Source organism: Clostridium sp. ETTB3, assembly GCF_053571985.1.
In genome coordinates this window covers 2,425,388-2,447,243 of record NZ_CP199832.1, presented here as the reverse complement: position 1 = coordinate 2,447,243, position 21,856 = coordinate 2,425,388, and the positions used below count along the sequence as shown (strand labels likewise).

General features: G+C 26.3%; 18 protein-coding genes. 16 read left to right on the top strand and 2 right to left on the bottom strand.

Features of this window, described 5'->3' with window-relative positions:
* From ACUN06_RS11800 to rfbB, 15 genes are all read left to right on the top strand, one after another.
* On the top strand, positions 1-1,440 hold the full coding sequence (locus ACUN06_RS11800) for a flippase (protein ID WP_449389849.1): 1,440 nt from the start codon (positions 1-3) through the stop codon (positions 1,438-1,440).
* Between the two features lie 210 nt (positions 1,441-1,650).
* Positions 1,651-2,043, top strand: coding sequence for a GtrA family protein (locus ACUN06_RS11795; protein WP_449389848.1), 393 nt, complete (start codon positions 1,651-1,653; stop codon positions 2,041-2,043).
* Positions 2,044-2,073: 30 nt separating this feature from the next.
* Complete coding sequence (locus tag ACUN06_RS11790; RefSeq protein WP_449389847.1) at positions 2,074-2,544, top strand: hypothetical protein; 471 nt, start codon at positions 2,074-2,076, stop codon at positions 2,542-2,544.
* Between the two features lie 11 nt (positions 2,545-2,555).
* Positions 2,556-3,941, top strand: coding sequence for a DUF6056 family protein (locus ACUN06_RS11785; protein WP_303188730.1), 1,386 nt, complete (start codon positions 2,556-2,558; stop codon positions 3,939-3,941).
* A gap of 15 nt (positions 3,942-3,956) precedes the next feature.
* A complete protein-coding gene (locus tag ACUN06_RS11780) occupies positions 3,957-4,901 on the top strand; it encodes a glycosyltransferase family 2 protein (RefSeq protein ID WP_294369453.1) in 945 nt (314 codons plus the stop codon).
* Between the two features lie 80 nt (positions 4,902-4,981).
* Positions 4,982-6,529, top strand: coding sequence for a glucosyltransferase domain-containing protein (locus tag ACUN06_RS11775; protein ID WP_449389846.1), 1,548 nt, complete (start codon positions 4,982-4,984; stop codon positions 6,527-6,529).
* Positions 6,530-6,606: 77 nt separating this feature from the next.
* Positions 6,607-7,602 (top strand): glycosyltransferase family 2 protein, encoded by a 996-nt coding sequence (locus ACUN06_RS11770; RefSeq protein ID WP_449389845.1) that lies wholly within the window; start codon positions 6,607-6,609, stop codon positions 7,600-7,602.
* Between the two features lie 16 nt (positions 7,603-7,618).
* The gene (locus tag ACUN06_RS11765; RefSeq protein WP_294369457.1) at positions 7,619-8,500 is read left to right on the top strand and encodes a glycosyltransferase family 2 protein; all 882 of its coding nucleotides are present in this window, start codon (positions 7,619-7,621) and stop codon (positions 8,498-8,500) included.
* A gap of 29 nt (positions 8,501-8,529) precedes the next feature.
* On the top strand, positions 8,530-9,867 hold the full coding sequence (locus ACUN06_RS11760) for an O-antigen ligase family protein (RefSeq protein WP_294369462.1): 1,338 nt from the start codon (positions 8,530-8,532) through the stop codon (positions 9,865-9,867).
* Between the two features lie 316 nt (positions 9,868-10,183).
* The gene (locus ACUN06_RS11755; protein WP_331892724.1) at positions 10,184-10,837 is read left to right on the top strand and encodes a sugar transferase; all 654 of its coding nucleotides are present in this window, start codon (positions 10,184-10,186) and stop codon (positions 10,835-10,837) included.
* Between the two features lie 27 nt (positions 10,838-10,864).
* On the top strand, positions 10,865-11,716 hold the full coding sequence (locus ACUN06_RS11750) for a glycosyltransferase (RefSeq protein WP_294369463.1): 852 nt from the start codon (positions 10,865-10,867) through the stop codon (positions 11,714-11,716).
* Between the two features lie 10 nt (positions 11,717-11,726).
* Complete coding sequence (gene rfbA / locus ACUN06_RS11745; RefSeq protein ID WP_291732932.1) at positions 11,727-12,593, top strand: glucose-1-phosphate thymidylyltransferase RfbA; 867 nt, start codon at positions 11,727-11,729, stop codon at positions 12,591-12,593.
* Positions 12,594-12,599: 6 nt separating this feature from the next.
* Positions 12,600-13,175 (top strand): dTDP-4-dehydrorhamnose 3,5-epimerase, encoded by a 576-nt coding sequence (rfbC, locus tag ACUN06_RS11740; protein WP_291732930.1) that lies wholly within the window; start codon positions 12,600-12,602, stop codon positions 13,173-13,175.
* A gap of 89 nt (positions 13,176-13,264) precedes the next feature.
* The gene (gene rfbD, locus ACUN06_RS11735) at positions 13,265-14,158 is read left to right on the top strand and encodes a dTDP-4-dehydrorhamnose reductase (RefSeq protein ID WP_291732928.1); all 894 of its coding nucleotides are present in this window, start codon (positions 13,265-13,267) and stop codon (positions 14,156-14,158) included.
* 24 nt (positions 14,159-14,182) lie between these two features.
* Positions 14,183-15,235 (top strand): dTDP-glucose 4,6-dehydratase, encoded by a 1,053-nt coding sequence (gene rfbB, locus ACUN06_RS11730; RefSeq protein ID WP_294127031.1) that lies wholly within the window; start codon positions 14,183-14,185, stop codon positions 15,233-15,235.
* Between the two features lie 23 nt (positions 15,236-15,258).
* Here rfbB and ACUN06_RS11725 read toward each other — a convergent pair whose 3' ends face one another.
* Positions 15,259-16,515: a hypothetical protein gene (locus tag ACUN06_RS11725; RefSeq protein ID WP_294369467.1), complete on the bottom strand. Its 1,257-nt coding sequence runs from the start codon at positions 16,513-16,515 to the stop codon at positions 15,259-15,261.
* Positions 16,516-16,824: 309 nt separating this feature from the next.
* On the opposite strand from ACUN06_RS11725, the gene ACUN06_RS11720 reads away from it, so the two are divergent.
* Complete coding sequence (locus ACUN06_RS11720; RefSeq protein WP_449389844.1) at positions 16,825-20,502, top strand: N-acetylmuramoyl-L-alanine amidase; 3,678 nt, start codon at positions 16,825-16,827, stop codon at positions 20,500-20,502.
* Between the two features lie 52 nt (positions 20,503-20,554).
* On the opposite strand, the gene brnQ is transcribed toward ACUN06_RS11720, so the two are convergent.
* Entirely contained in the window at positions 20,555-21,802 is a 1,248-nt protein-coding gene (gene brnQ, locus ACUN06_RS11715; RefSeq protein ID WP_291731719.1) for a branched-chain amino acid transport system II carrier protein, read from the bottom strand.
* Positions 21,803-21,856: the final 54 nt, after the last annotated feature.

Here is a 21,856-nt window from a genome sequence, read left to right as displayed (position 1 = left end):
ATGGCTAGAAGTGTAAAAACAAATTATTTGTATAATTTGCTATATCAAATTACTGCGATTTTATTACCGTTAATAACTATGCCATATGTATCTAGAGTTTTAAGTCCGCAAGGCGTTGGAACAAATAGTTTAACCAATGCAAATACTCAATATTTCATGTTGTTAGGAACTTTAGGTATAACTATGTATGCAACAAAGAAGATTGCTACAGTTAGAGAGAATAAAAGAAAATTAAGACAAACATTTTGGGAGATATTTTCAATACAATTTATTGGTTGTATGATTTCATATGTTATTTTTGTTTTAGTTTTAGGATTAAATAGTTCTCTAGGAATGTATTATATGTTGCAAGGGCTCTTCATTTTATCAAGTGCTATAGATATATCTTGGTATTTTGTTGGAATTGAAGATTTTAAAAATGCATCAATAAGAAGCTTTTTTGTTAAGGTTACATCAGTAATTTTAATTTTTATTTTTGTAAAAGATAGTAATGATTTATGGAAATATATACTTATAAATAGTTTAACAATGTTTGTTGGACAATTTGTAATGTGGTTTTATGTGGACAAGAGTAATTTTTCATTTAAAAGTTTGGAAAAATTAAAGTTAAAGAAACACATGCTACCAGTTTTAGCGCTTTTCATACCACAAGTAGCATCACAAATTTATACTGTTTTAGATAAGACTATGTTAGGTATATATTCACCTACTGTAGATGTTGGATATTATGATCAATCTCAAAAAATAGTTAGAATATTACTTACAATAATTACTTCTTTAGGTATGGTAATGATGCCTAGGATAGCAAGCTTAACTAGTAAAAATCAACATGATTTAGTAAAAGACACACTAAAAAAATCTTTCACTGTAATAAGCTTTTTAGCAGTACCAATTGCTTTTGGAATTATGTCAGTAAGTGATAGATTTATTCCTTTATTCTTTGGATATGAATATATTAGTGTAATACCTTTACTTAAAATATCATCAGTTTTAATAATAATAATCGGATTAGGAAATGTTTTTGGAACACAGTATATGATAGCTGTTGGAAAAAATAAAGAATATACTATTTCAGTTTGTGTAGGTGCTGTTGTTAATTTTATTCTTAATTTAATATTAATACCTAAATACTCTGCTTTAGGAGCGGTAATTGCAACAGTATCTGCAGAACTATCAATTGCATTAATTCAACTTTGGTGTTCTAGAGAAATATTAGATTTTTCTTGGATTAAAGAAACATATAAGTATTGGGTTTCAGGAATTATTATGCTATTAGTAGTTAGACTATTAGATATAGGAACACACAGAAATGTTTTAATATTAATAAGACAAATAGCAGGCGGTATGACAGTTTACTTTGTTATGTTACTTATCTTAAGAGATAAGATGTTAAAGAATGCTTTTCAAACTGTAAAAAACAGGTTGAAAAAGAGCAGTTAAAAATTTACTTTATTAAAATATAAACTATAAAAAAAGTGGCTTAGCCGCTTTTTTTATGGTAATAATCTTAATTTTTAAATAGATTAAATATAATGCTTAATAAAAATAGATATTAAATATAATGTTTGATAAAATTATATTTATAATGATAATTTAATGTATATATTTTTAATAAAGTTAAATTAAATAAAAAGATGGAGGCCTAATTAAATGAATTTTATTAATGAAGGTGTAAATAAATTTGTTAAATTTGGATTAGTTGGAGTACTAAATACTTTAATAAATTGGATAATATTCGCTTTATTAAATTTTATAGGTGTGTATTATATAGTAGCTAATGTTATTGCTTATGTTATTGCAACTGCAAATAGTTATATTTGGAATTCTAAATGGGTATTTAAATATAATGGAAAAAATAAAAAAGAAACAACAACTAAATTTGTAATATTAAATTTAATTGGATTGGGATTAAACACAGGAATATTATACTTATTAGTTGATATGGTAGGATTTAATAAATTAATAGCTTTAGTTATTACAACTGGTATTGTAATGATTATTAATTATATAGTAAATAAACTTTGGGTATTTAAAGAAAAATAATGTTTAATGAAAACAAGGAGAATATTATTTATGCAAAAGAAAATAGTATTATACTCTTTAATAGTTATTATAATTATTAGCTTTAGTATTTATTTTTTCATAGAGAGAGATTTTGAAAAAGTTAAAGAGGTAAAGAATGTAGAGGATAGTTATGATATAGAAGTGGAATATGATATTGAAGATATAATTTATTCTGATATTGATATCGTAATAAAAGGATGGTTAGTTCAAATTGGAAGTAATAATAAATATATTAATAGAAGTATTTTATTAAAAGATGATGATGGTACTATTATTTCTATAAAAACTGAAGCAGAAAATCGTAGTGATCTAGCTGAGAAAAACACTTCAGAAACTATTTATAATAAATGTGGACTTATTGGCAGGGTAAAAAAAGATAAGTTAGATAAAGGTAAAAAATATCAAGTAGGATTTATGATAATTAACCAAGATGAAAAAGAAGAAGTAATTTTCACTAATGAGGTTATTGAGATAAGTTAGGATGGTATGAAATGAAAAAAATTTTAAAAAAGGTATTTAAAGCTGAGAATATTCCATATTTAATATTAGGATTAATGATGTTTTTGGTTTTTAGTAAAGTAAATATTACTTCGGGTGATGATGAGTGGTTTTCTACAATCCTTGATAAGTCATTCAATGGAAGTTTAATAGCATATCTAAAAGAAAGATATACTGGATGGACTGGTAGAATAGTTATAGAATCTATTATGGTGCCGATGTTTGCATGTAACATTTGGATATGGAGAGTTTTAAATACTATAATGAGTGTTATTTTAGCAATTGGAATATATAAATTAATTCCATATAGCTATATAAGAGAAATAACAGTAAGCAAAAGAATGTTAATTAAAAGTTTAATTTGCATTTTAATATTTTCTATACCAACAGAGGTATTTTCAGCATCAATATCATGGATAACTGGATCCTATAATTATTTATGGCCAGTATCATGTTTGCTTTTAACTATATTACCATTTAAAAATTCTATATTTAAGGAAGAGTTTAATAAAAAATGGTATTTTTTATTAATATTTACGGCTATTTTAGGTGCTAATATGGAGCAAGCATCATTAATAATGTTTGTCTTTGCATTTATAACTAATATATATATTGTAGTTAGAGATAAAAAAATAAGAATAGATTTAGTAATATTCAATATTTTTATTGCAATAAATACTGCTGTATTATTTTTAGCACCAGGAAATTATGAAAGATCAAATAAAGAAATAGTAAATTGGTTTGGGCAATGGGATATGATATCTTTACCAACTAAGTTAATGATGGGACTTAATTTGTTTTTAGAGCATATTTTCGAAAGTAATATTATAATGATATCTATATTAGTTATTTTAATTAATATAGTAATTTGGAAGAAATATAAGTCTATATTAATTAAGGTAATAGGGGCTATTCCTATAGTTGTAGTTATTATAAAGTTTATAGAAGGAAAATTAAATATTTTAAATGTTAATACTGATTTAATTATATTTAAAATGTTTAATGTTCAAAACTTAAATATTTTAAATTATGATAATATAAAGATATTTTTACCTACTTCTATTTTATTATGTATAGTATTAATTATACCAGTATTATTCTTACTTATATTTGATAAGATTGAAGTCCAATATTTATCAATAATATTATATTTAGCAGCAATTTGTTCAGCATTATCAATAAGTATATCTCCAACTATATATGCATCAGGACCAAGAGTATTTTTTGTAACTGATATATTGATAGTTGTAGCAATAGGATTAATATTAAGTGAACTTTTAAGAAAATGGCGTATTAATATTTTTGTTATATTGGTTTCTATACTTATTTTTTGGAGTAGTTTTGTTTTATATTTAGAATATATTTTAAATAAGGGTTAAGGAGTGGATAAAGTTATGAAGAAGTTAATATCTATTATAATACCTATGTATAATGAAGAGGAATCTTTACCGTATCTTTATGATAGGTTAACTAAGTTAGCAGATAAGATAGAAAATTATAATATGGAATTTTTATTTGTTAATGATGGAAGCAAAGATAATTCTTTAAATATAGTTAAAGCATATAAAAAAAGTGATGAAAGAGTTTGTTATTTAAATTTATCAAGGAATTTTGGTAAAGAAGTTGCTATGGCAGCAGCACTTGATTATGTTAGGGGTGATGTAGTAGCAATAATAGATGCTGACTTACAAGATCCACCAGAATTAATAATTGATATGCTTAAATATTATGAAGAAGGATATGATGATGTTTATGCAAAGCGTAAAAGCAGAAAAGGTGAAACAGTTTTAAAGAAGTTTACATCACATACTTTCTATAGAGTTTTAAGAAGTGTTTCAAAAGTACCTATTCAAGAGGACACTGGAGACTTTAGACTTTTAAGTAGAAGAGCAGTTGAAGCATTAAAAGCATTTCCAGAAAGACAAAGATATACTAAAGGTATGTTTAGTTTAATAGGTTTTAAAAAGAAGGCAATAGAGTTTGATAGGGATCCTAGAGTAGCAGGAACGACAAAATGGAATTATTTCAAGTTATTTGATTTAGCTATTGAGGGAATAACATCATTTACAGTAGCCCCATTAAGAATTGCAACTATATTAGGAACAATAAGTGCTATTGGTGCATTGATATATATGGTATTTATTTTCTTTAAAACAATTATTAATGGAGTAGATGTTCCCGGATATGCAAGTTTAATTTGTATAATGTTATTATTAGGGGGAATTCAATTAATATCATTAGGGATAATAGGGGAATATTTAGGAAGAATATTTATAGAGGTTAAAAATAGACCTTTATACTTTGTAGATGAATATAGTGAAAGTAAGTATGAAGAATAAAAATCTTTCATTATATAATGAATATTTTATAAAAATTTAAAAATCAATAGTTTTATTTTAGTAAGGTAGAGTGATTTTAAATGAATAGAGGGAAGTTAAAAAGCGATGTTTTAGAGTTAAAGAGTGACATATTAGAATTTATGAAGTATTGCAAAGAAAATACATTAAGCATAATTTTAATAATACTATTTACACTTATGACATATGGAATGAAAATATTTAACTACAGTATATCAATAGATACAGAAAAATTAATAAATGAATATGATTGGCAATTAGATACATGGGCGACATTTGGAAGATTTGGTTTGGTATTTACTAAAAAGTTATTTGGACTTAAGCCCTTTAATGCATATATATCGTGCTTTATGATGGTTGTTGCTATAGTTATATTTGGAATAACATGGAGTTATGTAATGAGTTATTTTTCTTTTGAGAAAAATAAGAAATCATTAATAAACTGTGTTTTCCCAATAATATTTATTACAGCACCGTTATTTACAGAACAGTTTAATTTCATATTACAAAGTTTTGAAGTAGCATTTGCTATAATATTATGCTCAATAGCAGTATTTTTTATTTCAAAGTGGACTATAAAAAGTAATAATAATTTATATCTTATTATTTCAATAATATGCATGGTATGGGGATTTGGAACATATCAAGCAATAGTTGCTTTATATATATCTGGAGCATTAGCTTGTTACATATTAATTTATATTGCTAATAAAAAAGGAAATGTAGAAATAGACAAAAATTATTTTAAAATTTCAGTAATAAAATATTTAGTTACATTTATTATAGGTTACGTTGGATATTATATAGTTGATAAAATCGTTGCAGCTTTATATGGAGCATCAAAATATGTAGATGGAATGATTAAATGGGGAACAGAACCAGCTATAGAATCTATAAAAAATATTTTAAGATATGTAAGATATGGATTGTTTGGAGATGGACTGTTTTATAGTAAAGTATTTTTAGTATGCGTTTTAGTTTTAGGGGGATATGCTATAGTGAATATTTTCTCTAAGGGAAAAGATAAATTTTTATTCCTATGTGCAACAGGAGTATTTATTATATCACCATTTTTACTTTCAATATATATAGGAAATGGATTAATTCCTAGAATGCAGTTTAATTATCAATTTGTAATTGCAACTGTATTATACCTTATAATATGGATGTTAAAAGATAAAAAAGCTAAAGGAATAATCATGATTGTTGCTTTATGTATAGCTATGAATCAAAGCTATACGGTTGTAAGATTATTTACTAGTGAGCAATTAAAGTATGAGGATGATGTTAAATTAGCTCAAGAGATTTCAGAAAAAATTGAAAGCTTAGGTTTAGGGGAATACCCAGAATATCCAGTAGTACTAGTTGGAAGACATACTAGTTATATACCGGATAAAGTAGTGGGCGAGTTTATTGGTGTGTCTTGGTTTGAATTTGGTGGAAATAGTTCAAGAGCTATAGGCTTTATGAAGGCATTGGGATATAATTACATTGAAGCAACACAAGAGCAAATAAGCGAAGGCTATGAAATAGCAGAAAGTATGGAAGCTTGGCCTAGTACAAATAGTGTACAATTTAAAAATGGATTAATAATAGTTAAGCTTTCTTAAGCTTTTATAAAAAATATAATATAAAATAATTAATATTCAATTGTTTTATAATAAAAATATAGAAAGTGTAGAGTTATATGGAAAAGTTAGTTTCGGTAACAATAGTTAATTGGAATGGGGAAAAATATTTATACAAATGTATAGACTCATTATTAAATCAAAATTATAAAAATATAGAGATTATAATTATAGATAATGATTCTACTGATAGTTCTGTGAAAATTATTGAAGATAACTTTAAAGAGAAAGTTGTATTATTTAAAAATAAAAATACTGGTTATGCAGGAGGAGCTAATAAAGGTATAGAACTATCAAATGGTGAGTACGTAATAATAGCAAATCCAGATATTGTGTTTGGAGAAAATTATATTGAAAAGTGTATTAATAAATTTTCAGAAGATGAAGCAATAGGAGCAGTAACAGGAAAGCTTTTAAAGTATGATTTTGATACAGATGAAAAATTAAATGTTATAGATTCTGCTGGGATATCCTTTAATCACTATAGACAAGGTATAGATATCGGACAAAATGAAGTTGATGAAGGTAAGTATGAGGAAGATAAAAGAGTATTTGGAGTTTGTGGAGCAGCTGCAGTTTTTAAGAAAGATGCTTTAGAGAAGATTAAAGTAAGTGGAGAATATTTTGATAATGACTTCTTTGCTTATAAAGAGGATATAGATATTTGTTGGAGATTAAACCTTTATGGATTTAAATGCTATTATGTTCATGATGCAATTTCTTATCATGGAAGAGGGATGAATAGCAGTAAGGGTATAATAAATACTATAAAAAATAGAAGAAGCCAATCAGAGTTTTTAAAGGGAATATCATTTAGAAATCAGTATTTAATGATTATAAAAAATGAAACAAATTATGCCTTTGAAAAAGATAAGAGTAAAATATATATTGGAGTAATGAAATATCTTGTGTTCTTTATGTTATTTGATAGAAAATGTTTAAAGTATGTTAAAGAAGTAAAAAGTAAAAGGTCTTTAATGGAAGCAAAGAGAAATCAAATATTAAAAAATATAAAGATATCTGATGAGGAAATATATAAATTGTTTGATTTATAATCATGGAGGGATAATATTGAACAGTGTTGCAGCAATTATTATTACATATAATGTAGAAAATGATTTTAGATTGCGTATTAATAAGCTTAAAGGAAAAGTTGATGAAATAATAGTAGTGGATAATGGATCTACTAATGAAACAATTAATATGTTAAAAGCTTTAGAAGATGAAATAACAGTTATATATTTAAATGAAAATAAAGGAATTGCATCAGCTTTAAATAAGGGGATAGATTATTCTATTAAAAAGGGATACCAATGGGTATTAACTTTAGATCATGATAGTATAGTAACTGAAAATATGATTAATAATATGTTAAATTGTTATAAAGGACTTAATAGCAATTTAAAAGAAGAAGTGGCAATGCTTGTGCCAATACATGTTGAAGAAAAAGAGTATAATAATAGTAGTAATATTAATGAAGGAATAAATTTAAATTCATACAATGAGGTATTAACAGAAATTACTTCAGGTGCATTAACTAAAGCTAAAGTATATAAAGATGTTGCCATGTATGATGAAAAATTATTTATTGATTTAGTAGACCATGATTTTTGCTTAAATTTAAATAAAAAAGGATATAAAATACTACAAGTTAACTCTGCTGTTTTAGTGCATAATTTAGGAGAGAGTGAAAAGAAAAAAGTATTAGGTGTTACTATGATACCAACTAACCATAGTGCATTAAGAAGATATTATATGAGTAGAAACAGACATTATATCTGGGATAAATATAAGGAAGATTTTCCTAAGTGGGTACTAACTGATAAAAGAAGATTTATTACAGAAAATTTAAAAATAATTTTATTTGAAGATAATAAAATAGAAAAATTTAAATATATTAAAATGGGGATAAGAGATTACAAAAATAATATATTTGGAAAATTTGAGAAATAATAAATATAATATAGAGTGGAGAAATGATAATGAGTGGTAAGAATGATACTATAAGAAGTATTTTTAATGTAGTTACTATTTTAATTTTTATTGAATTTGTATTGGGGGGATTAGGACACGTATTTGGGCTTCCTATTAGAAAGGGGTTATTTGTTGTTGGAATACTTTTTTCAATATATATGATTTTTAGAGAAAAAATTAAAATTGAAAAAGTTTTTTTGATACCAATTATTGTTGTATGTATATATTTAGCATATGGAAGTATTATAGGTTTAATTAATAGAAATAGCTTAGGTGATATATTCTCAGATGTTAATTCATTTTTAGGGATAATATATATATTACTTTTAATAGTCTATGTCAAAGGTAGAAATGAAAATATTGATAAAATAATAAATGTGTTTGTAAATTGTGCAGTTATAGTTGCTATCATGACTATTACATTATTCTTTGTAAGTAGAATTTACTTACCTAACAATTTAGAAATAATAGTTACTTATAATAATTTAAATAGTAAATTACAGTATGGATTTATTAGTGGATTAGTAATGTCTAATAATTATGCTAGAGTGTATTTATATAATGGTATTTTCATGCAACTTGCAGCAGCGATTATGTTTATTAAATTATTTAATAAAGATAAGAACGTTTTTGGGATTCTTAAGTTAGCAATACTTTTAGTTGGGATATATGTATCAAATACAAGAGGGTTTTGGCTTGGAACAATAGGGGCAGTAGTTATATCAATGATATATTATTTATGGAGATTTAAAAAGTTTAATTTAACATTAAGAAATATAGTAATTGCTTTAATTCCATTGATTCTAGTCTCAGTTATAATTCCAAAAACTATTGTAGCAGTATCACCAGAACAAAATTTACCTAATTCATCAGGTTCAATAAAAGATAGAATAGAATCTATTAGTGATTTTGAAAATGATGAATCTAATAAGGTAAGAGCAATTCAATTAAAATTTTTAGTAAATAGAATTAAAGAAAAGCCTATTTTAGGTTGGGGATTTGGAGCCCATATTGAAGAATATCCTCAATATATGATTGATAATAATTTACAACCAGTTAGCAGCACTAGTTTTGAATTATATTATATAGAGTTATTATTTAAAACTGGAATAATAGGAATTTTAATTTTCTTTGGATATTTAGTATTTAATTTTGTTAAATTAATTGTTCTTTTATTTAAGAAAAATTTAAGAATGAGAGATGAACAAGTTTTAGTTGGCTGGACTATAGGAACAATGTCTATTTTAGCATCATCTATTACTAATCCATATATAGCTGGATTATCAGTATTTTTTGTTTTAGTTATGGAAGTTTATTTAATTCAATTATATGATTTAAAATATTAAAATTTATTTAAGGTGCACTGATAATGCGCCTTTTATATTGACATTAATATTATTAAATAGTAAGATTTACTTTATGTATTACTATAATTAGAAATAAATCTAAATTTAAGATATTGTGTTAATAAGGTAAAAAAACGTGTAAAAAAATCAATTAAATGTAAAAAATATATGAATTTTTAGTCAATTGTTAAAATTTGAAGTATAATATAGTTTAGATAATTTTCATTAATAATTAAAATTATAGTAATTAGTGTGAAATTTGATAATAATACTTATGAGGGAATATTAATAGGAGATTCATATGGAGTGTGATAATATGACTGATTTTAGAGCTAATGATATAGGTGAAGTGACAAGGGGAACAACATTTTATCTAATAGTAAAAAGAACTATAGATATTTTAGGAGCATTAATTGGATTAGTATTATTAAGTCCTATTTTTCTTATTGTTGCTATAGCTATAAAATTAGACTCAAAGGGACCAATAATATTTGGGCATACTAGAAAGGGGTTACATGGAAAAGATATAAAAGTATATAAATTTAGAACTATGTATGAAAATTCTCAGGAAATATTTAATAATTTTACAAAAGAGCAAAAAGAAGAGTTTTATAAAAATTTTAAATTAGAAAATGATCCAAGGGTAACTAAAATTGGAGATTTTTTAAGAAGAACTAGTATTGATGAATTGCCACAATTAATTAATATTTTAAATGGAAGTATGAGTATAGTTGGTCCAAGACCTATAGTTCAGAAAGAAATAGACTTATATGGGGATTATGCGAATAAGCTATTTTCAGTAGTTCCAGGACTTACTGGATATTGGCAAGCTAATGGAAGAAGCGATACTACATATGAAGAAAGAATTAAAATGGATATGTATTATATAGATAATAGAGGATTTTGGTTAGACTTTAAGATAATTATTAAAACCTTTGGATCTGTTTTAAAGGGTGAAGGGGCTGTTTAACTTAGTTAAAGATGGAGGAAAAGTAATATGAAAATATCCATAATATGTCCTATTTATAATGCAGAAAATTATATTGAAGATTTATATTTTAATATAAATAGACAGAAGGATGTTTATATAGAAGAAATAAATTTTATTTTAACTGAATCAAAAGATAATACTGAAGATAAATTAAAAAAAATAGGATGTACATATGAGAAAATAAATAAGGAAAAATTTTCACATAGTTTAGTTAGAGAAAAGGCTGCATTTAATGCTAAGGGTGATATAATTGTTTTTATAACTCAAGATATAAAAATTGAAGATGAATATTGGTTATATTATTTAACTAAGGATATAAAAGAAAAAAGATGTGAGGCTGCATTTAGTAGGCAAATAGGGTATAAAGAGCATAAAGTTGAAAGGTATACAAGAGAAATTAATTATCCAGATAAAACAAGAATAGTTAGTAAAGATGATATTGAAAAGTTAGGACTTATGACATTTTTCTTTTCAGATGCCTCAAGTGCAATTTTAAAAGACGTTTTTATTAAGCTAAATGGATATGATAATAAAAATTTACCTACAAATGAAGATATGTATTTTGCATATAAGCTTATTATGAATGGTTATAGAATTGAATATGCATCAAAGTCAAAAATAATTCATTCACATGATTTATCTTTTAATGAAACAGTAAAAAGATATAGTGATATAGGAAAGTTTTTTGACCAAAATAAGTATTTTAATGAATATAGTGCAAATGAAAGAGGCCTTAAGGTACTTAAATATATAATAAAAAGAAGCATAGAAGATAAAAAACCATTAATTATTATGGATGCTATTATTAATTTTGGGGCAAGATTTATAGGAGTAAAATTTGTTAAAAATAGGAAATGAGGTGTTTGATATGAAGGGAATAATTTTAGCTGGTGGCTCTGGAACAAGACTTTATCCAGTAACAAAGGCGATGTCAAAGCAAATGGTGCCAATATATGATAAGCCAATGATTTATTATCCAATGTCAGTTTTAATGTTAGCAGGAATAAGAGATATACTTATAATATCTACACCAAGAGATATTGTTAACTTTAAAGAATTATTTAAGGATGGATCAGAATTTGGATTAAATATTGAATATGCAATTCAAGAACAACCAAATGGATTAGCAGAAGCATTTATAATTGGTGAAAAATTCATTGGTGATGATAATGTGGCTATGATATTAGGAGATAATATATTCTACGGACATAACTTTAGTTCACATTTAAAAGAAGCTGCAGAATTAAAGAAAGGTGCAATGGTATTTGGATATTATGTTCAAGATCCAAGAGCTTTTGGAGTAGTTGGATTTGATAAAAATGGAAAAGTAACATCTTTAGAAGAAAAACCTGAAAAACCAAAATCAAGATATGCAGTACCAGGATTATATTTTTATGATAATTCAGTAGTAGAAAAAGCAAAAGCATTAAAGCCATCACCAAGAGGAGAACTTGAAATAACAGATTTAAATAAGGCTTACATGGATGAAGGAACCTTAAAAGTTGATTTATTAGGTAGGGGAATGGCATGGCTTGATACAGGTACACATGTATCAATGCTTAAAGCATCAAACTTTGTTGAGGCAGTACAAACTACTCAAGGAACATTTATAGCTTGTTTAGAGGAAATTGCATATAGACAAGGATGGATTTCTAAAGAAAAGGTTATAGAGTTAGCACAACCTTTAATGAAAACAGAGTATGGAAAATATTTAATAGATATAATTGAGGAGTAGAGAGAAATGGTTGAAGTAGGAAATTTTAAATTTATAGAAACTAAAATACCTGATTTATATATAGTTGAACCAAAGGTATTTGGAGATGCTAGAGGATATTTTATGGAAAGTTATAATAAACAACATTTTGATGAAGCTGGATTAACTATGACTTTCGTACAAGATAATGAATCAAGGTCTAAAAAAGGTGTTTTAAGAGGATTACACTTTCAAACACAACATACACAAGGTAAGCTTGTAAGATGTACTGAAGGTGAAGTTTGGGATGTTGCTGTAGATTTAAGAAAAGGATCACCAACATACGGACAATGGGAAGGTGTATACTTAAGTGCAGAAAATAAGAGACAATTTTATGTGCCAGAAGGGTTTGCACATGGATTTGTAGTATTATCTGAAACTGCAACATTTAACTATAAATGTACAGATTTCTATTCACCAGAACATGATGGCGGAGTTTTATGGAATGATGAAGATATTGCTATAGAGTGGCCATTAGATGGAATTGAAGAGGTATTATTATCAGAAAAAGATAAAAAACAAAAGAAATTTAAAGAATTAGACCTACCATTTGTTTATAAATAATAATTAAAATCTTTTATTTTTTAATTATAAAAATTAAGTGTTAGGGTTTACTAGCAAAAATTTGAAATTAACATAAGGGAGGTCTTCATATGAAAATTTTAATAACTGGTTCAAATGGACAATTAGGAAATGAACTTCAAAAAATAGTAGCTACAGGAACTGCAGAAATAGGAAGTGTTTCAGAAGAAATCAAAAATAGTGAAGTTTTTGCTATGGATGTAGATACATTAGATATAACAAACTTAGAGCAAGTAAAGAGAGTTTTAAATGAAATAAAGCCAACTGTAGTAATTAACTGTGCAGCTGCAACTAATGTTGATGGTTGTGAAGCAAATCAAGATTTAGCTTTTAAGATAAATTCATTAGGACCTAGAAATTTAGCAATGGTTTGTGAAGAAATAGGAGCAAAAATAGTTCAAGTTTCAACTGATTATGTATTTAGTGGGGTTGGAGAAACCCCATTAAAGGAATCAGATTTAGTAGCACCAGTAAGTGTTTATGGAAAAACTAAGCTTTTAGGTGAGGAGTTTGTAAGAGATTTTTCATCAAAATACTATATAGTTAGAACATCATGGCTTTATGGATATGTAGGACATAACTTTGTTTACACAATGATGAAGCTTGGAAAAGATAGAGATTCTTTAAGTGTTGTAAATGATCAACTTGGAAATCCAACTCATGCTAATGATTTAGCATATCACATATTAAAACTTATAGAAACAGAAGAATATGGTGTATATCATTGTACAGGTAAAGGAGAATGTAGTTGGTATGATTTTGCTTCTGAAATAATGAAGCTTTCAGGAAGAAATTGTACAGTAAATCCATGTACTTCTTCAGAATATAAGGCTATGTATCCTAATTCTGCTGATAGACCTGCTTATTCATCACTTGATAATATGATGCTTAGATGTACTGTTGGTGATGAAATGAGAGATTGGAAAGATGCAATAAAAACTTTTATGGACAATGTTGAAAAATAATTAGAGTTTAAGGAGAATTTAATTATGAAAACTTATTTAGTAACTGGTGGAGCTGGATTTATAGGCTCAAACTTCGTATTATATATGTTAAAAAAATATGAGGATATAAGAATAATAAATTTAGATAAGTTAACTTATGCAGGAAACTTAGAAAATTTAAAATCAATTCAAGATGATCCAAGACATATATTTGTACATGGAGACATTTGTGATAATGAATTAGTTAAGTCTTTATTTGAAAAATATGAAATAGATTATGTTGCTCACTTTGCAGCAGAATCTCATGTTGATAGAAGTATAAGAGAACCAGAAGTATTTGCTAAGACAAATGTTATGGGAACAGTAAACTTATTAAACTGTGCTAAGGATGCATGGGAAAATGAAGATGGAACATGGAAAGAAGGAGTTAAGTTCTTACATGTTTCAACAGATGAAGTTTATGGTTCATTAGGTGATACAGGATACTTTATGGAAACAACTCCACTTGATCCTCATAGCCCATATTCATCAAGTAAAGCTGGATCAGATTTAATGGTTAAGGCTTATCATGATACTTATAAAATGCCAATGAACATAACAAGATGTTCAAATAACTATGGGCCATTCCAATTTCCAGAAAAGTTAATACCATTATTAATTAATAATTGTTTAGCTCACAAAGATTTACCAGTTTACGGTGATGGAATGAACATAAGAGACTGGTTATTTGTTGAAGATCATGCTAAGGCTATTGATATGGTTATAAACAATGGTAGAATTGGTGAAGTTTATAATGTTGGTGGACATAATGAAAGAACTAATATAACAATAGTTAAGACAGTAATAGCTTACTTAAATGAAAATGTTGATAAAGCAGTTACTGAAAACTTAATTAAATATGTTGAAGATAGAAAGGGTCATGATAGAAGATATGGAATTGACCCAACTAAGATTAAGGAAGAATTAGGATGGTATCCTGAAACTACATTTGAAGTTGGAATTAAGAAAACTATTCAATGGTATTTAGATAACCAAGAATGGATGAAGAATGTTACCTCAGGAGCATATCAAAATTACTATAACGAAATGTATAAATAAAAAATAAAAAGCTGTAAAATAAATTACAGCTTTTTATTTTTTATCTCATTTATTGAGTAAAGTAAAATAATTATAAATAATGGTAACCACATAAGGGTAATTCTATGAATTATAAATAAATCTTTAGCTAACACTATTAATCCTGTTAATATTGTAAAGTATGCAGTAAATTTAAATAAATAAATCAGTTTACTATCCTTAATTTTTATTATGAAGTATATGAAGGCTAAACAACAAATTAAAGTTAAAATAGTTCCTACAATATTTCCTATTGAATATAAAATTAAATATATTAATCCAGAACCTAAAAAATTTAAATAAGGAGGATTATATATAATATGAAGAGTTAATTGATAAAATAATTTAAATAGCATAGATATCCCAGTACCAAATTGCATCTTAAAAATTTCTTGTAAGTAAGTTATTTGGAAAAATGAAAAAAAGGTATTTGAATGATTTAATTGAAAATTAAAATTAACAAAGAAATAAATTGTTCCAATTATAGCCATAAAATATATTAAATCATTAAATTTAAATATAGATTTTGAATTTTTAAAAGTAAATAATAATGTTGCAATAATAACTAATATTAAATAGGATCTAAATTCTAATAATAGTAGTGAAATTAATAATATAAGAATTATAGATTTATAATTAATTTTTCTTGAAAATATATAATAAAAAATTATAACTATCATTCCGATTATAATATTATCACGCATTAATAGTGAGTTACATAATATATATCCAGGTAATAAGCTAAATAAGCTTAAACTAATTAAAGAAAGCTTTTCGCTTAAATAAATTTTAGACAATTTATAAAAATATATTGAAGTAGGAATATATACTATCAATTTTATTAATATTAAATCTAATGTAGAATTTATTCTAATGGATTTTAAAATAGTTAATAAAATTACAAAAATATTATAATTTCCATAACTAGCATGACCAGAAAAATCAACAAATTCGTATATAGGTAATTCTTTGTTAATCCATTGAGTTATTTCACCACTTCTTAAATGATTTAGCAATATATCAGAATCTACATAATATTTATATTCATCACAAAAGTGGCTATTTAAAACATCACCAAATAAAATTCCGTGTTCGAATCCATTTGATAAATTATTATAATAAATAAGTATAGTAGTAATTATATAAATTATTAAAAAAATACTTGATAAATAAAAAAAGTTTTTTGAATATGAATTTTTTTTATATAAATAGTAATTTAGTAATAATATAAAGATAATTACTAATGGGGTAAAAACACTCATATTAATCTCCTTTAGTATAATTAATTAATATTAGTATATATTATTAAACAAAATATAACAATATTTCATATAACCTTAATATATAGTTTTAAGTTATTAAATCTCATCATTTTTAATTGTAAATAAAAAAATATATATAATGATATTATTGACAAATTTATAATTTATTAAAAGTAAGTTTTAATTAATAACTTATATATTTTAATATTAAAACTTAATATTAGGCTATTTAACCTATAGGCTTACATAATTATAAAATTTATGATATTATTTATTTGACATAATATTTTATAATGTGGGAGGAAGATAATGTTTAAAACTAAATATGTATCAAGGGTATTATGTGTATTATTTATAGTAAATTTATTCATTGCGGATTTAAAACCTTTAGCTACATCGTATTCTAGTAGTTCCATTGGTAACATAGATATTATTTCTAATGTAGATGTATCAGTTGAATCAGTTGAAGCATGGGCAAAAAGTAAAAATGCAACTGAAACATTTATTAGTTTAGCATCTATATATAAGAAATATGGACAAGCTAGAGGTGGGGTTAATTGGGTATTAGCGTATGTACAAGCTGCAAAAGAGACAGGCTATGGAAGATTTGGAGGAGTTTTAGATGAATCATTTCATAATCCATGTGGATTAAAAGTTCCTTCAGGTGGTGATGATTATGACCAAAATGCACATAAAAGATTTGATAATTGGGAGCAAGGAATTATTGCACATTTAGACCACTTAGCATTATATGCAGGTGCTAAAGGATATCCTAAAACGGTATATGTTGAAAGTTGGAAAGCAGAAAGCTTATCAATAAATGAAACATATGATCCTAGACACATTGGATGGTTTGGGACAACTAGTGGGATATTAGGGAAAGCTACTAATGCTATAGATTTAGGAAATAAATGGGCACCATCATCATCATATGGTGTAGATTTATTTAGAATGTATTGTGATGCAGTTAAAGCTGATTATTTAGAAGGAAAAAGTAATCTAGAGTCACCAATTAATGGATTTGTAACTAATGATGGAAAATTAAATATAAAAGGTTGGGCATTGCATGCATTTGGTGTAAAAGAAGTTAGAGTTTTAATAGATAATACTCAAATTGATACTATAAGTGTTAATGAAAGTAGAGCAGATGTAAACTCTACATATCCAGGTTATTATAATGGAACTAATTCAGGATTTAATAAAATTATTGATATAAGCAGTTTAGGTTATGGAAATAAAGTATTAGAAATAAGAATAGTAGCTAATGATAATAGTACTCAAGTTTACAGAAGAAATATTGTATTTACAAATACTTTAGAATCAAGAAGTTATTTAGATGCTCCAAATGATAATGAAGTAGTAAAATCAAAAACATTAAATGTTAGAGGATGGGCATTAGCAGGAAGTGGAGTAAAAGAAGTAAGAGTATATGTGGATGGAAAGGACTTAGGAACAGTTGCTTATGGAGCAAAGAGAGCAGATGTAAATAAGGCATATCCAGGATATTCAAGTGGAGATAATGCAGGATTCGAAGGAAATGTTAATATTTCAGGAATAAGTGAAGGAAATAGAAAGTTAACAGTAAAGATAACAGCGAATGATGGAAGTGTTCAAAATATTGAAAAAACAATAAAAATAGAAAAAGCACAATCAAGAAGTTATTTAGATGCTCCAAATGATAATGAAGTAGTAAAATCAAAAACATTAAATGTTAGAGGATGGGCATTAGCAGGAAGTGGAGTAAAAGAAGTAAGAGTATATGTGGATGGAAAGGACTTAGGAACAGTTGCTTATGGAGCAAAGAGAGCAGATGTAAATAAGGCATATCCAGGATATTCAAGTGGAGATAATGCAGGATTCGAAGGAAATGTTAATATTTCAGGAATAAGTGAAGGAAATAGAAAGTTAACAGTAAAGATAACAGCGAATGATGGAAGTGTTCAAAATATTGAAAAAACAATAAAAATAGAAAAAGCACAATCAAGAAGTTATTTAGATGCTCCAAATGATAATGAAGTAGTAAAATCAAAAACATTAAATGTTAGAGGATGGGCATTAGCAGGAAGTGGAGTAAAAGAAGTAAGAGTATATGTGGATGGAAAGGACTTAGGAACAGTTGCTTATGGAGCAAAGAGAGCAGATGTAAATAAGGCATATCCAGGATATTCAAGTGGAGATAATGCAGGATTCGAAGGAAATGTTAATATTTCAGGAATAAGTGAAGGAAATAGAAAGTTAACAGTAAAGATAACAGCGAATGATGGAAGTGTTCAAAATATTGAAAAAACAATAAAAATAGAAAAAGCACAATCAAGAAGTTATTTAGATGCTCCAAATGATAATGAAGTAGTAAAATCAAAAACATTAAATGTTAGAGGATGGGCATTAGCAGGAAGTGGAGTAAAAGAAGTAAGAGTATATGTGGATGGAAAGGACTTAGGAACAGTTGCTTATGGAGCAAAGAGAGCAGATGTAAATAAGGCATATCCAGGATATTCAAGTGGAGATAATGCAGGATTCGAAGGAAATGTTAATATTTCAGGAATAAGTGAAGGAAATAGAAAGTTAACAGTAAAGATAACAGCGAATGATGGAAGTGTTCAAAATATTGAAAAAACAATAAAAATAGAAAAAGCACAATCAAGAAGTTATTTAGATGCTCCAAATGATAATGAAGTAGTAAAATCAAAAACATTAAATGTTAGAGGATGGGCATTAGCAGGAAGTGGAGTAAAAGAAGTAAGAGTATATGTGGATGGAAAGGACTTAGGAACAGTTGCTTATGGAGCAAAGAGAGCAGATGTAAATAAGGCATATCCAGGATATTCAAGTGGAGATAATGCAGGATTCGAAGGAAATGTTAATATTTCAGGAATAAGTGAAGGAAATAGAAAGTTAACAGTAAAGATAACAGCGAATGATGGAAGTGTTCAAAATATTGAAAAAACAATAAAAATAGAAAAAGCACAATCAAGAAGTTATTTAGATGCTCCAAATGATAATGAAGTAGTAAAATCAAAAACATTAAATGTTAGAGGATGGGCATTAGCAGGAAGTGGAGTAAAAGAAGTAAGAGTATATGTGGATGGAAAGGACTTAGGAACAGTTGCTTATGGAGCAAAGAGAGCAGATGTAAATAAGGCATATCCAGGATATTCAAGTGGAGATAATGCAGGATTCGAAGGAAATGTTAATATTTCAGGAATAAGTGAAGGAAATAGAAAGTTAACAGTAAAGATAACAGCGAATGATGGAAGTGTTCAAAATATTGAAAGAAATTTTAATATTCAAAATGATTTTAATTATAAAAAAGCTAAGTTAGTTATAGTAGATCCAGGTCATGAAAATGATGGTGGTGATCCTGGAACATCAGCTACTCATAATGGAATTAGATATATAGAATCAAATTTAAATTTACAAATTGCGGTAAAATTAAAAGCTGAATTAGAATCTAGAGGTATGGAAGTTTATATGACTAGATATGAAGGAAGTGGACTAATATCTCAAGATTCTACAGAAAGTTTAAAAAAAAGAGTTGCTTTAGCAAATGAAAAAAATGCAGATTTTTTTGTATCTATACATCATAATTCATTTACTAATACATCAGCAAATGGATTTGAAGTGTATTATAGTACAGGAACACCTGCAAATCTTACATCTATAGCAAGAAGTGCTATTACTGAAGATGGTAGAGATTTAACTTTAGAAAGATCATTATATAGTACTAGAAGTGTTACAGAAAAGGTTAAGGTAAGTAAGGCAGTTGCAACTGAAATTGCAAATGAAGCTTCAAGGAAGTTAAATATGTATAACAGAGGCGCTAAAGATAGTAATTTTTATGTTTGTAAAAATACAAATATGCCATCTATATTAGTGGAGAATGGATTTTTAACAAATCCAACAGAGGCTGTTAAAGCAAGTAGTAGTTCACATCAACAAAAATTAGCACAAATAATTGCAGATAAAGTAAATAATGCATTAAAGTAAATATTAAAAGAGTATTTCTAGGTTAAGTTTAGAAATACTCTTTTTTATTAAATTATTTATTTTCTTTTATAAAACATCCAATACCTAAAGCAATTACAGTAGGTAAAACCCATCCAAAGCCAATATTAGCTAATGGCATGAAGTTTAATGAAGAACCAAATAATTGGAATAACACACCAAATATTAATGATGCATAAACTGCAAATCTAACTGCAATTACATTAGTTAAGAATTTATTAAACATAGTAACTGCAATTAGAGTAATAGCTACAGGATATAATACATTTAATATTGGAACAGATAACTTAACAATTTTATCAACACCTTGGCAAGCAATTATATAACTCATTAAAGAAATTGCAATTGCATTAAACTTATAAGATAATTTACCATTAGTTACTTTTTCAAAGAAGGTAGAACCAGTTGTTAATAATCCTATAGAAGTTGTTAAACATGCTAATCCAATAGCAATACCTATTAATAATATACCTGATGTTCCTAAAATTTTCTTAGAAATAAATACTAATAATGCAGTATTTGAAATATTAGAATCAACTAAATTTACTGTATGTGCACCAATGAAAGTTAATCCACCATATACAAAAGCTAATCCAATAATAGCAATAAAACTTGAGTTTAATAATACAGAATTGATTTCTTTTCCTTTATAACCCTTAGAAACAATAGAAGATGTAATAACACTTGAAAATAATAAACCTGCTAATGCATCCATTGTTTGATATCCTTCAAGTAATGAATAAGAAATTACATTAGTTGCTCCTGTAGAGGCAATATCTCCAATAGGATTTATAACACCTTTAACGATTATAATAATTAATATAATTATTAAAGCTGGTGTAAGAAATTTACCTATTGTATCAATAATAGATGAACGTCTTAATACAAAGAATAAGTTAATTAAAAAGTAAATTGCCATCATAATAACTGGTGACCAGTTTGGGAAAAATGGTAATATTGAAATTTCAAAGGTAGTTGCAGCAGTTCTTGGAATTGCTAATAGCGGACCTATTGCAAAGAATAAAACTGTTGTAAGAATTAATGTAAATTTAGGACTTATTTTATTTGTTATACTTTCAAATGTACCATTTCCTTTTGAGCAAGCAAGAATTGCAAGTAATGGTAATCCAACACCTGTTAAAACAAATCCAATTATCCCTAATAAATATTTATCGCCTAATGTATGTCCTAATGAAGGTGGGAAAATTAAGTTACCAGCACCAAAAAACATAGAAAATAAGGCGAATCCTACTATTATAGAATCTTTTCTTTTGTTTTTCATACGTATTCCTCTTTCTGTTTTTATAATTTAATCTTAAATTTAAATGTTAAATTA